Below are 11632 nucleotides of genomic sequence, written 5' to 3'. Positions count from 1 at the left end.
GCGGCTACGACGGCGAGATCAAGATCGTCGAGGACGACGGCAAGCTGGTGTGGGAGTGCCCGCATTGCGGCAATCGCAACCAGGAGACGCTGAATGTCGCCCGCCGCACCTGCGGCTACATCGGCACGCAGTTCTGGAACCAGGGCCGCACGGAGGAGATCCGCGATCGCGTGCTGCATCTGTAGGGGAATCGGATGAACTACGCGGAGATCAAGCACTTTGATATCGCCAATGGCGAGGGAGTGCGCACGACGCTGTTTGTGAGCGGGTGCCGCCGTGGGTGTAAGAATTGCTTTAACGAGGTGGCGTGGAACTTCGCCGCGGGCAAGCCCTTCACGGCCGAGGTGGCCGACGAGATCATCGGGAGCCTGCGCCCCGATTACGTGGACGGGCTGACGCTGTTGGGCGGCGAGCCCATGGAGCCCGAGAACCAAGAGGGCCTGGTCGAGTTCGTGGAGCGCGTTCGCAAGGAGTTCCCGCGCAGCTGCGGCAAGACCATCTGGTGCTTTACAGGCGACACATGGGACCGCGAGCTCGTGGCGGGTGGGCGACACCATACGGAGTTCACCGACCGCTTGCTTGCCTGCATCGACGTGCTGGTGGATGGCCCCTTCGTCCAAGACCTGCACGACATCACGCTGCGTTTTCGCGGTTCGTCCAACCAGCGCATCATCGACATGCCCGCCACGCTCGCCGCGCTCGCTGCGGGGGAGGCCCCCGCGGACGCTGTGCGTCTGTGGAGGGACGCCGAGGTGTACGCAGCGCATTCGATGTAGGCGCGGTCGGCGAGGACGGGATGGGCCGCGCGGTGGTCACGGCATCGCGGCAGTCGGTGGCGTTTGATGTGTGTCACCACGGCATGTGGCGCACGGGAAAGGGGAGACGATGCGAACGTTGGAGACAGATAGGCTCGTGCTGCGTCGCTTTACCGAGGCGGACGCGTCGGCGCTGTTCCCCATGATGAGCGATGCGCAGGTGAATCGTTTCTTGCCGTACGCCGTGCACGGGAGTGTGGCAGATACGGCGAGCTATCTTGAGGAGAATTACCTGCGATGGTATCGCGCGGCCGACGCGGACGAACGCCGCTCGGATGGGCTGCCGCTCGACATGCATTGCGCGATTTGCCGCAAGCGCGGCCGCGTAGAGGCGGGCGAGTTGCTCGGCTTCGTGAGCATCGACGCTGAGGGCGACGCATATGATATGGGGTACGCCCTGGCTCGCGATGCGCAGGGCCAAGGCTTCGCGACCGAGGCGGTGCGAGCGATGCTCGGTGAGGCTCGCCGAGCGGGCTATCCATTCGTCACGGCGACGCACGATGAGCTCAACCCGGCATCTGGTCGCGTGATGGAGCACTGTGGCATGACATATCGCTATTCGTATCGAGAGCACTGGCAGCCCAAGGGCATTGACGTGGTATTCAAACTCTGTCAAATCGACTTCGCGCCCGATGCGTCAACCTACTCGGGCTATTGGGAGCGCTACCCACAGCATTGGGTGTAGAGGCCGCATGGTGCGGCTCGTGTCTTCCGGCGCGTGGTACGATTGTCGATATTATCTGCGGAAAGTGAGTGAAACATGGTCGATCAAGATAAGGTGTGCGAGGCGGTTCGCCTGCTGCTCGAGGGCATTGGCGAGGACCCGACGCGTGAAGGGCTCCTCGAGACGCCCGATCGAGTTGCACGCATGTACGCCGAGCTCGCGGGCGGCATGGATCAAAGCGCGGCCGCGCATCTATCTAAGACCTTTTCCGTTACCGAGAGCGGCCTCGTCATAGAGCGCGATATCCCGTTCTACTCCCTGTGCGAACATCATCTGCTGCCCTTTTACGGCACGGTGACCATCGGGTATATTCCGAATGGGCGCGTGGCGGGGCTTTCCAAGCTTGCACGCACGGTCGAAGTGTTCGCCCGCCGACTTCAGCTGCAAGAGCAGCTCACCGGCCAGATTGCCGACGCCCTCATGGACAATCTCGACTGTGCCGGGGTCATCGTGCTCATCGAGGCCGAGCACCTGTGCATGACCATGCGCGGCGTGCAGAAGCCCGGCACCAAGACCACCACGCTTGCCCGTCGTGGCGTATGTGCCGAGTCCGGCGTCGAGGCCGCGCAGTGGGAAGAGCGTTTCTTCCGCATGTTGGGGAGATGACACCGGCTGGCGTGCGGATGGTAGCATAACTAGGAAAACCCCCCGATTTCGCGAAGTTTTGTCGAGTTGTGCTACCAGTTGGCCGGGCATTCGTGGGAGGTCTACCGGCCGTCAGCGGGGAGGAAGATGGCGGGGCCTTATGGACAGTCTAGAACCGATCGAACTGCGCTCTGAAGTGCCCTCGACGAACGCCGAGATGAAGAGGCGCGGCCGCGTGGGTGCGCCCCATGGTGCCGCGCTCAGGGCACTCGTCCAAACTGCGGGACGCGGGCAGCGCTCGCACGACTGGGCGTCGCCCGAGGGTGGCTTGTACCTATCCGTCCTCATCCGTCCCGAAGTCCCGGGTGAGGCCCTGCCCGCCCTGCCCGTTGCCTGCGCCTTGGGCGCCCTGGGGGCACTTCGCGAGGTGGGATGTCCCCGTGCTCGACTCAAATGGCCAAACGACATCGTGGTAGGTAATCACAAGCTCGCTGGTATCCTGACCGAACTTGTCGCAACGGGCGAGGACGTTTTCGCGGTGTGCGGTATTGGGGCGAACATGGAAGCCCCCGTCGTATCGACGCGATCGGGGAGCATTGCCGCGCTGCATCCGACGGGCTTGTTGGACGAGCTCGCACCGGGCATGACGCCTCCGTCGCTCGAGGACCTGGCAGAGCTCGTTCGAAAGCGCATCTTGGATGCCGCCTCGGATTGGGAGGCCGCTTACGGGAAAACCGCGGCGTACCGCGGGTCGGGGAGGCCTGGTGTGCGCGTTCCGGGATATGACATTGCCCGATGGGCGGAAGACCCCGTTCGCGGCGGCGCCGAAGGTCCTCTGGCACCCCTTCTGGCACCTTATAACGCTTGCCTTGCCTTTGTGGGACAGCGGGTGCGCGTATATGCCATCGACGGCGAGGAGCGAGCGCAGGGGACGTTTTTGGGAGTCGACGGGTATGGCCGCGCGCTCGTCGCGCAGCGGGACGGTTCGGTTGCCGGCTATGATGCGGCGGATGTCTCGATTCGTCCGCTCTCGCTCATGGGCGAGTAGCCCGAGTGCCTTAAGGTCGGAGACGAGGGGCCAGCTCCGTCTCGGCGGTTTACGGCGACGAGGCACGTGTCCAAGCGTGGTCTCCATGAGGGAGTTTGCGGGGTCAGAGACGTCGTTTCCAGTCCGTCGATCCTCGGGCTCACGCCGTCCTTGCCGAACCGATCTCGGCCCGCAAAAAGCGCCCGCGGCGTTGCGTGCCGCGGGCGCTGTGCGTTCATGGTGGCGGCCGAGCAGGATATCGGGGCGGGAGCTTGACGTCGGGCCGGGAGCCGGCCTGACTGTCCGGAGCTCCCTATGCCACGTCGATGGAAACGTTGACCTCCTGGACGGGGACGTCGTAGAACGGATCCTCGCGGCGACCCAGGAAGTCGCGTGCCTGCTCAGGGAACAGGGCGTAGGACAACACATCCTCCTCCGAGCGGGCGTACTGCGAGATCTCCTCGCGCAGGCGCGGCATCGCGGGTTCGATCAGGTCGGCCGGGCGGCAGGTGATGACCTTGTCGTCGCCGATGATCTGGCGGCGGATCTTCTCTGAGATGGTCACGGGCGGGCGGCCGTATTGACCGCGCACGTAGTCCTTGATCTCGGCGGGAACGACTTTGTAGCGCTCGCCGGAGATGACGTTCATGAGCGCCTGGGAGCCCACCATCTGGGACAGCGGGGTGACGAGCGGCGGGTAGCCGAGGTCGGCGCGCACGCGGGGCACCTCGGCCAAAACCTCGGCGTACTTGTCCTCGACGTGCATGTCCTTCAGGTTGGCGAGCAGGTTGGAGAGCATGCCGCCGGGGACCTTGTACAGCAGCGCCTTGGGCTCGACGGCCATGACCTTGGGGTTCAGGCCACCCTCGTCCAAGAAGCGGTTGCGGATGGGCAGGAAGTGCGCTGCCACGGCCTCGAGCTTCTCGATGTCCAGGCCGGTCTTGTAGCCGAGGGCCTCGAGCGCAATCGCCATGGACTCGGTTGCGGGCTGGCTGGTGCCTTCCGCGAAGGGCGAGGAGCAGGTGTCGATGATGTCAGCGCCCGCCTCAACCGCCTTGAGGTAGGTCATCTGCGCGATACCCGCCGTGCCGTGCGTGTGCACCTGCAGGGGTAGGTCGCAGGAGGCCTTGATCTCGCTCACGAGCTCGAAGGCGACGTCGGGCGTGAGGACGCCGGCCATGTCCTTGATGCAAATGGAGTCGGCGCCGGCGCGGGCCATCTCGTTGGCGAGGCTCACGAAGTAGCGCACGGTGTGCACGTCGCTGGTGGTGTAGGAGATGGCGGCCTGGACCTCGCCGCCCGCCTCCTTGGCGGCGCGGATGGAGGTCTGGAGGTTACGGGTGTCGTTCAGCGCGTCGAAGATGCGGATGACGTCGATACCGTTCTCCACGGACTTCTTTACCAGAGCCTCGACCACGTCGTCGGCGTAGTTGCGGTAGCCGAGCAGGTTCTGGCCGCGCAGCAGCATCTGCAGCTTGGTGTTCTTGACGTGCGCGCGAATGGTGCGCAGGCGCTCCCATGGGTCCTCGTTCAGGTAGCGCAGGCAGCTGTCGAACGTGGCGCCGCCCCAGACCTCGAGCGACTCGAAGCCGCATTCATCGAGGGTCTTCAGAATGGGGAGCATATCCTCGATGGGCATGCGTGTGGCGATTTGGCTTTGTTGGCCGTCGCGCAGGACGGTCTCCATGAAGCGGATCTTGCGGGTCATGCTAGGCCTCCTTCGACGGCGGGAAGAGTCGGGCGAGGGCGAGCGAGATCACGTAGATGACGAACATGACGATGAAGATGCCGCCCCAGCCCAAGATGAGGATCTGGATGGCGAGGGACAGGTCGGCGGAGAGGCCGAGCGATGCGATGAGATCGGTCATTGCCAGCACCCCTTTCTAGAGCAGAAGGCCGAGGACGAGACCGCCGGCGACGACCGAGGCGATCTGACCGGCGACGTTGGCGGCAGCGGCCTGCATGAGGATGAAGTTGCCGGGATCCTCCTCGGTGGCGAGCTTCTGGACCACGCGCGAAGCCATGGGGAACGCGGAGATGCCCGCGGCGCCCACCATGGGGTTGATCTTCTCCTTGCGGAACAGGTTCAGGAGCTTGGCGAACATGACGCCGCCCACGGAGTCCATGATGAAGCCGATGAGGCCGAGGCCCATGATGATGAGCGTGTCGAACTGGAGGAACTCGCTGTATTCCATCTTCACGGAGACGCACAGCCCCAATAGGATCGAGATGAGGTTCACGAGCTCGTTTTGGGCGGAGGCGGACAGCGAGTTGAGCACGCCGCACTCGCGCAGCAGGTTGCCGAACATCAGGAAGCCGACGAGCGGCAGGGACACCGGGGCGATGAGGCCGGCGACCACGCAGATGGTGACGGGGAAGAGGATCTTTGCCGTCTGGGAGACCTGACCGGGGCGGTAGGTCATGCGGATGGCGCGCTCCTTCTTGGTGGTGCAGGCCTTGATGGCGATGGGTTGGATGATGGGGACGAGCGCCATGTAGGAGTACGCCGCGACCATGATTGCGCCCATGTACTTCGAACCGAGTGAGTTGGCCACGAAGATCGAGGTGGGGCCGTCCGCGGCGGCGATGATGCCCGCGGAGGCGGCGTCGGCGATGTCGAAGCCAAAGACGCCCGTGGCCACGATGGTCACGAAGAAGATGCCGAACTGCGCGGCGGCGCCGAATAGCAGCAGGAACGGGTTGGCGAGCAGCGGGCCGAAGTCGATCATGGCGCCGATGCCGATGAACAGCAGCAGCGGGAACAGCTCGGTCTCGATGCCGGCGTCGAACAGGATCTGGAACGGTCCGGGCTCGGTGCCGGTCATGAGGACGCCGGACGCCGGGATGTTCACCAGGATGGTGCCGAGTCCCATGGGCACGAGCAGCGTGGGCTCGTACTCCTTCTTGATGCCCAAGTACATGAGGACGCAGCCGATGAGGATCATCGCGATGCGCCCCGGCTCGGCGATGAGCGCCTGCACGCCGTCGAGTAGGATTTCCATAATGCCTCTTTCTGGAAGAAAGCGCCGCCTTGGCGGCGGCGCGTCGGGGTGTACTTAGGCGATGGTGAAGAGCGTGTCGCCCGGGTTCACCATGGCGCCCTTTTCGACGTTGATGGAGGCGATGGTGCCGCCCTGCTCGGCGACGACCTCGTTCTCCATCTTCATGGCTTCGAGGACCATGATGGGCTGGTTGGCGGCGACGGTATCGCCAACGTGCACGTGGATGTCGAGGATGGTGCCAGGCATGGGCGCGGTCTGAGAGAAGGCGCCGGCCGGAGCGGGGGCGGGGGCTGCAGGAGCGGGCTCGGGCGCGGGAGCCGGTGCAGGTGCAGGTGCGGGGGCTGCGACGGGAACAGGCGCCGGTGCGGCGTCCGCCGGGGTCGGGGTCGGGGCGCCGACCTCCTCCATCTCCACCAAATACTGGGTCCCATCGATTGAGATCTTGAATTTACGCAGCATGGCTGCCCTCCTCTTTCATCTTGTAGATGTTCTTGACCGTGAACGAGCTTTGCTCGAGCGCACCGGCGGCGAGCGCCGTGGCGATGATCGAGACCGTGCGGTGCTCCGGATTCGCAATCAGCACGCGTTTGACGCGAAATTCGCTCGCGGGGTGGTCCCCCGCGGCAATGGCCGATGCGATAACACATGCGTGTGCGTGTTCGCGGGCATCGACCGGCAGGTATGCGGGAACCGGTTCCCACGCATCCTGCGCCTGCGTGCTCGACGCTGCCTCGGCTGCGGATTGTGGTGCTTCGACGGACGCGGGGGCCTGCTGCGCCCGCGAAGTCTGCGGAGCATCATGGTGCCCGATGTGCCTCTTAATCCAAGAACGTAGTCCCATGGCCCTTCCTTTCCCGTGGGGACGTGCCGTGACGCAATGGGGCAAGACCTCACGAATGCCTATGCTAGCGAGATTTGTAGGAATTGTGGCGCTTGGTTGGGGCTTCTTCGGTGACTGGTAGGAATTGGGCGGTGCGGTGGTGTTTCGTTTTACCAAAGCCGCTCACGCCGCTTTGTGCATGGATTGGGTACAACAGCTAAACAGCTGGCGATTGATGGAGACGAACATGCGACGTGTTCATGCGATAGAAGAAAGCTTCGCATTCCGCGGGCACATGAGGCGCATCGAGGATGCCGAGCAAACGCGGGAGTTTTGCAAACATGGTATGACGCACCTGCTGGACGTCGCGCGCATCGCTTGGATTTTCAATCTCGAGCGTGGGCTCGGCTTTGACCGCGAGGTCGTCTACGCCGCCGCCCTCCTGCACGACCTCGGCCGCTCTGAGCAGTACGCGACGGGCGAGGACCACGACGTCGCGGGCGCACGGATAGCCGCCGACATCCTAGACAGCTTGCCCGATGGCCTTCGATTCGACGCCGATGAGCGGGCTGTCATCCTTGCCGCCGTCTCCGGACATCGGGGTGCGTGCGCGGACGGGGAGGTCGTTGTCGCACCGCGGGCTGCAGAGGTCCCTACGGGTGAAGCTGACGACCGGGGGCACATGGGCAGTGCGCGTCATGCGAGTGGGACGCATCGCGGCGAAGGGGCGGAGTCACTCGCCCATCTCATCAAAGAAGCCGACAACCGTTCGCGCGCCTGCTACGCCTGCCGCGTCCGCGACGCCTGCTATTGGCCAGACGAGCGCAAGAACCTTTCGATAGATATATAAGTGCACGAAAACGTGAGGAGCACAACATGGATATGAAGCATCTGCCCGAGAACATCGTCGATGACCGCGGCACGCTTGCCCGCCGCGATGCCGGTCTGCCCGCCACGCGCACGCAGCTCGCACGTCTGGAGCCGGAGCAGCTGCATGCACTCGACAAAATCGCCATCGAGGGTCTCGAGGTGTTCGCCAACCATGGGGTCTTTCCCGAGGAGAACAAACTCGGCCAGAAGTTCGTGGTGAGCGTGACGCTCTATACCGATACGCGTCGTGCGGGGGAGACCGATGACCTTTCCGCGTCGATTCATTACGGCGAGGCGGCTCACGCCATCGACGAGTTCATGCGTGTGCATACCTTCAAACTCATCGAGACGGCGGCCGAAAGCGTTGCCGCCATGTTGCTCGACCGCTACCCGGGCGCGTACGGCGTGCGCGTCAAGCTCGAGAAGCCCTGGGCGCCGGTGGGTTTGCCGCTGCGCACCGTCTCCGTCGAGATTGAGCGCACGCGGGCATAGGGCTCGCGTCGGCGGCGCTAGGGGCGCAGTACGATGCCGAACGTGATGGTGTCGATGCCGTTGGTCGTGCACGGAGCTTTGCATGTCTGGCTGGGCTGGACGGTGCTCGCGTACGGCTTGCTGGGCCCCATGCTGATGATTTGTGCTCATTGGAGTTCCGCCGAGGTGCGCCGATGGCTCACTGCGGTTGGCGTGGGTCTTGGTGTGTTGGCGTGCCTAGCCGGTCCGTTTGCGTGGACGGCGGAGACCGTCGCCTCGGGACATCACAGCTCATTGCCGACGGCTGGCCCCTCGGGTGAGGGTGAGCCCGGCGGTCAAGGTGGGCCCGGCGGCCAAGGTAGCGCATTCGGCCAGGACGGAGCGGGAGGTCTGCTCGGTGGCGGCGATACGAGTGACGAGCTTGTGAGCCTGCTGCTTGAGAACGCCTCCGGGTACCGTTGGGTGGCGGCAACGACGGGCTCGCAAAACGCAGCGGGCTATCAGCTCGCGAGCGAGTTGCCCGTGATGGCCCGCGCGCCCTCGGCGGCCCTCATGTGTGCTCGCGCCGTTCAGCTGCGCGCCAACCGCGCCTAGCGTGCAAGGGGAGAGCGGTCGCAAGCTTCTGAATCGCCCTGTGGTACAGTCATGGGAAACTTGAGCGCACGCGTAAGGAGGGCCTCATGGATTCGTCCCAGAGCAGTTCGGACACCCAGCGTGGCATTGACCCTGCCAAGGGCCGCCTGCCGTCTTGCGACCGCTCGATTGAGGGCGGGCGTCTCGGAGGCCCGATGCCTCCCGCGGGATACGAGCGTGACGTGCGCGTGCGAACGCCGGCGCCATCGTCGGGGGCGCCCGCCGCGCCGGGCACCTCCCGTGCGCTTCATTTCGTCAAGTGGACTCTCGCCATGGTCGGCGTGCTCGCCCTGTATCTCCTGCTGCAAATCGTCGTGTCGCTGATAGGGGGGACGGTCATCGTCTCCATCAGCTTCGCGGTCGGCGGCGCGGGCACCGAAGTCGGCGACGCGTTGTTCGACAACGGCATCCAGGTGGTCATGGCGGTATCGCAGCTCATCGCTGCCGCGATCTTCGGGCTCTGGTGGCGGCGCGTCCGGCTCGGCTCGTTCGCCGGGCGCCGCGGGGCGGGCGCTTCCGCAGGCGCCCCCGTCATGAAGACGATCGCCTCCCTGCTGCTCGTCGGCTTCGCCGCCCAGTTTTTCGTGAGCGGCATCCTCGGTTTTGTCGAGCTGTTCTTCCCCGAGACGATGGCGGAGTACGCCGAGCTCATGGAGGATTCCGCCGTCGGGGTGTTCGCGATTATCCAGGTGATCTCGACGGTCATCCTCGCGCCGCTCAACGAGGAGATCGTGTGCCGCGGCGTCATGCTCGAGTACGCGATGCGCGCCGTGAGCCCCGGTTGGGACCCTCGCCACCGCGCTCGTCGCAGGACCGTCTCCGTGCGCGCGTTTTGGGTCGCCAACGTGTTGCAGGCGCTCGCGTTCGGCGTCCTCCACATGAACATCATCCAGGGGAGCTATGCCTTCGCCCTGGGCATCCTACAGGGCTGGGTCTTCTGGCGAACGGGCAAGCTCGGGTACGCCATGCTGCTGCACTTCGCCCTCAACGCCTCGTCCTATCTCGTCGCGCCGTTGGCTCCCATGGTCAACGTGCTGCCCACGCCCATCGTGTTCGCAGTCTTTGGGGGCTTGCTTGCCGGAGGCATCGCCATGTTCGAGCGCGCCTGGCACGTCTCGGACGCCCTGCCTGAGGTCGAGGTGGCCGAGGACGACGAGGAGGACGGGGCGCCGGCGGATGACGATGCGATTCTGGGTGACGTTCTGCCAACCGACGATGCCGCCGCGCGGGCTTCTGCCGTCAGCACCGGCCCTGGTAAAGGAGGCAGCCCACTATAGAAGCGCAAGCGTCTTGGCGCAGTTCTCGCACACGGCGCCGAGCATGCGCTCGCGCAGTTCGCCGGCGCCCGGAATGCCCTTCGCTTCGGCCTCGTCGAATACCTCTGCCATGCTCACGGGAATCTCCTGGGCAAGATCGGCCATAATCGCCGTGCAAGAGTCCTCCGTAAACTCGGCTTTTTCGAGCATCGCGGCGAGCGCGGGGTCGTTGCCGCCCATGTAGCGGTGGATAGCCCCCGAGCCCACGCGACCGAAGCGGTTCTCCCCGCCGACCGCCATGGCAAGTCGCCCCTTGCGGCGCAGATTCTCGTAGGCCAGCCCGGACGCCACATCGTACATGGGAGCTATGATCCTGTCGTTATCGGGTCCGAGAAGCAGCGAATAGTTCTTGGCGTGGGCATCGGGGGCCCCAATAAGGCAGTTGAAGAACAGGATTTGCGTGAAAACCAAAAGATTGAAGTGAGCGCGATTGGTGCTGCATAGCAGGGCCAGCGCATCGCGTGTGGTCGGACCGCCATCTGAGGTGTACTTCTGGTTTGGCATTATTCCCAAAGCTTGGCAAAAGTCTTCTTGGTGCAGCCGGACGACGTTGCCGTTGGAGCGGCGGGCACGGTCGTAGCGAGTGACGATTAAGGCCGGTTCATCTTCGAAGAGGCGATATTCAACATCGGAAGTTGCGACACCGCAGCGCTTGGAGGTCGCCATGCAAATGTACTCGTTGAGGGCCTGAAACTTAAATCCTATGACGCCGTTTTTGAAAATGTGGGTCGTGCGAGCGGATCCCTGGCACTCGCACCATATGCCGTCATGTAGGCCCAATGCGAACTTGCCCTGATTGCCTCCTAGAGACCAACTTTCTTCGCCTCCCATCCACGAGGAATCGCCATCCTGCCTAATGCTGGCAAGGCGTGCTGCGATTGCCTGGTCGCTCAGCGGGAGGTAAGAGCCTTTGCGTCTGCGTGCCGCGCTGAGGTCCTCTTCCCTGTAAAATTGAACCCCTCCCGGACAGTCGAGACCGATGTGTTCCAAAAGCGCAAGCGGATTATTGGGCCTTACTTCGTATTCGGCTGCAATGGCGCGGCGCTGCTGCTCGCTGTCAGGAAGGAGCCCGAACAGGTAAGGGAGAACGGTTTTTTGGTCATAGCTTCTGTTGCTTATGGGCATGGAGCTCGAGAGGGGTATTCCGGAATAGCCTTCGTCATAACTAAAGCTAATGGCACCATGAGCATTCTGTTCGAGGGTTCCTGCTATGTCGTTGCAGACGATGACCTTGAGAGACCGTGCAGACATGGCTTACCTCCTTGCAACAAAAGACGTTGCCACATCATCTATACCTTGATGTTTCAAAAAATCGTCAAAGACGGAATCGTAGTCGGCTGGTGATTTCGACGTATCGGTGCGTGGACGG

15 protein-coding genes are annotated in these 11632 nt (G+C 63.8%); 9 read left to right on the top strand and 6 right to left on the bottom strand.

Annotation, left to right across the window (positions count from 1 at the left end):
- The 5 genes from nrdD to ACT8II_RS08595 all read left to right on the top strand — a co-directional run.
- Positions 1 to 185, top strand: a 185-nt coding sequence (nrdD, locus tag ACT8II_RS08615) for an anaerobic ribonucleoside-triphosphate reductase (protein ID WP_443813813.1), incomplete at its 5' end; no start/stop codon positions are given.
- Positions 186 to 194: 9 nt separating this feature from the next.
- Entirely contained in the window at positions 195 to 776 is a 582-nt protein-coding gene (nrdG, locus tag ACT8II_RS08610; protein WP_118653978.1) for an anaerobic ribonucleoside-triphosphate reductase activating protein, read from the top strand.
- Between the two features lie 109 nt (positions 777 to 885).
- A complete protein-coding gene (locus ACT8II_RS08605) occupies positions 886 to 1500 on the top strand; it encodes a GNAT family N-acetyltransferase (RefSeq protein ID WP_294124058.1) in 615 nt (204 codons plus the stop codon).
- Between the two features lie 75 nt (positions 1501 to 1575).
- On the top strand, positions 1576 to 2145 hold the full coding sequence (gene folE, locus ACT8II_RS08600; RefSeq protein WP_294159704.1) for a GTP cyclohydrolase I FolE: 570 nt from the start codon (positions 1576 to 1578) through the stop codon (positions 2143 to 2145).
- A 139-nt stretch (positions 2146 to 2284) separates the two neighbouring features.
- Positions 2285 to 3172 (top strand): biotin--[acetyl-CoA-carboxylase] ligase, encoded by an 888-nt coding sequence (locus tag ACT8II_RS08595; protein WP_443813811.1) that lies wholly within the window; start codon positions 2285 to 2287, stop codon positions 3170 to 3172.
- Between the two features lie 292 nt (positions 3173 to 3464).
- On the opposite strand, the gene ACT8II_RS08590 is transcribed toward ACT8II_RS08595, so the two are convergent.
- The 5 genes from ACT8II_RS08590 to ACT8II_RS08570 are packed head-to-tail and all read right to left on the bottom strand — an operon-like array spanning position 3465 to position 6994.
- The gene (locus ACT8II_RS08590; RefSeq protein WP_443813809.1) at positions 3465 to 4859 is read right to left on the bottom strand and encodes an oxaloacetate decarboxylase subunit alpha; all 1395 of its coding nucleotides are present in this window, start codon (positions 4857 to 4859) and stop codon (positions 3465 to 3467) included.
- A 1-nt stretch (position 4860) separates the two neighbouring features.
- On the bottom strand, positions 4861 to 5019 hold the full coding sequence (locus ACT8II_RS08585) for an OadG-related small transporter subunit (RefSeq protein ID WP_182279429.1): 159 nt from the start codon (positions 5017 to 5019) through the stop codon (positions 4861 to 4863).
- A gap of 15 nt (positions 5020 to 5034) precedes the next feature.
- The gene (locus tag ACT8II_RS08580; RefSeq protein WP_006723662.1) at positions 5035 to 6153 is read right to left on the bottom strand and encodes a sodium ion-translocating decarboxylase subunit beta; all 1119 of its coding nucleotides are present in this window, start codon (positions 6151 to 6153) and stop codon (positions 5035 to 5037) included.
- Positions 6154 to 6207: 54 nt separating this feature from the next.
- A complete protein-coding gene (locus ACT8II_RS08575) occupies positions 6208 to 6612 on the bottom strand; it encodes an acetyl-CoA carboxylase biotin carboxyl carrier protein subunit (RefSeq protein WP_304291846.1) in 405 nt (134 codons plus the stop codon).
- Entirely contained in the window at positions 6602 to 6994 is a 393-nt protein-coding gene (locus tag ACT8II_RS08570) for a hypothetical protein (RefSeq protein WP_118653972.1), read from the bottom strand. The genes ACT8II_RS08575 and ACT8II_RS08570 overlap by 11 nt, the downstream gene beginning before the upstream one ends.
- A 226-nt stretch (positions 6995 to 7220) precedes the next feature.
- Between ACT8II_RS08570 and ACT8II_RS08565 the strand changes: the two genes are divergently transcribed.
- The 4 genes from ACT8II_RS08565 (at position 7221) to ACT8II_RS08550 (ending at position 10224) form a co-directional block, all read left to right on the top strand.
- Entirely contained in the window at positions 7221 to 7823 is a 603-nt protein-coding gene (locus ACT8II_RS08565) for an HD domain-containing protein (protein ID WP_443813807.1), read from the top strand.
- A 26-nt stretch (positions 7824 to 7849) separates the two neighbouring features.
- Positions 7850 to 8335: a dihydroneopterin aldolase gene (gene folB, locus ACT8II_RS08560; protein ID WP_443813805.1), complete on the top strand. Its 486-nt coding sequence runs from the start codon at positions 7850 to 7852 to the stop codon at positions 8333 to 8335.
- 33 nt (positions 8336 to 8368) lie between these two features.
- Positions 8369 to 8908, top strand: coding sequence for a hypothetical protein (locus tag ACT8II_RS08555; protein ID WP_443813803.1), 540 nt, complete (start codon positions 8369 to 8371; stop codon positions 8906 to 8908).
- A gap of 86 nt (positions 8909 to 8994) precedes the next feature.
- A complete protein-coding gene (locus ACT8II_RS08550; RefSeq protein WP_443813801.1) occupies positions 8995 to 10224 on the top strand; it encodes a lysostaphin resistance A-like protein in 1230 nt (409 codons plus the stop codon).
- Here ACT8II_RS08550 and ACT8II_RS08545 read toward each other — a convergent pair.
- Entirely contained in the window at positions 10219 to 11514 is a 1296-nt protein-coding gene (locus ACT8II_RS08545; RefSeq protein ID WP_443813799.1) for a type II toxin-antitoxin system HipA family toxin, read from the bottom strand. The genes ACT8II_RS08550 and ACT8II_RS08545 overlap by 6 nt on opposite strands.
- Positions 11515 to 11632 lie beyond the last annotated feature (118 nt).

The organism is Collinsella sp. (assembly GCF_052346665.1).
Lineage (GTDB): Bacteria > Actinomycetota > Coriobacteriia > Coriobacteriales > Coriobacteriaceae > Collinsella.
Note: the sequence above shows the minus strand (reverse complement) of the source record. Positions and strands in the feature narration are given on the sequence as shown.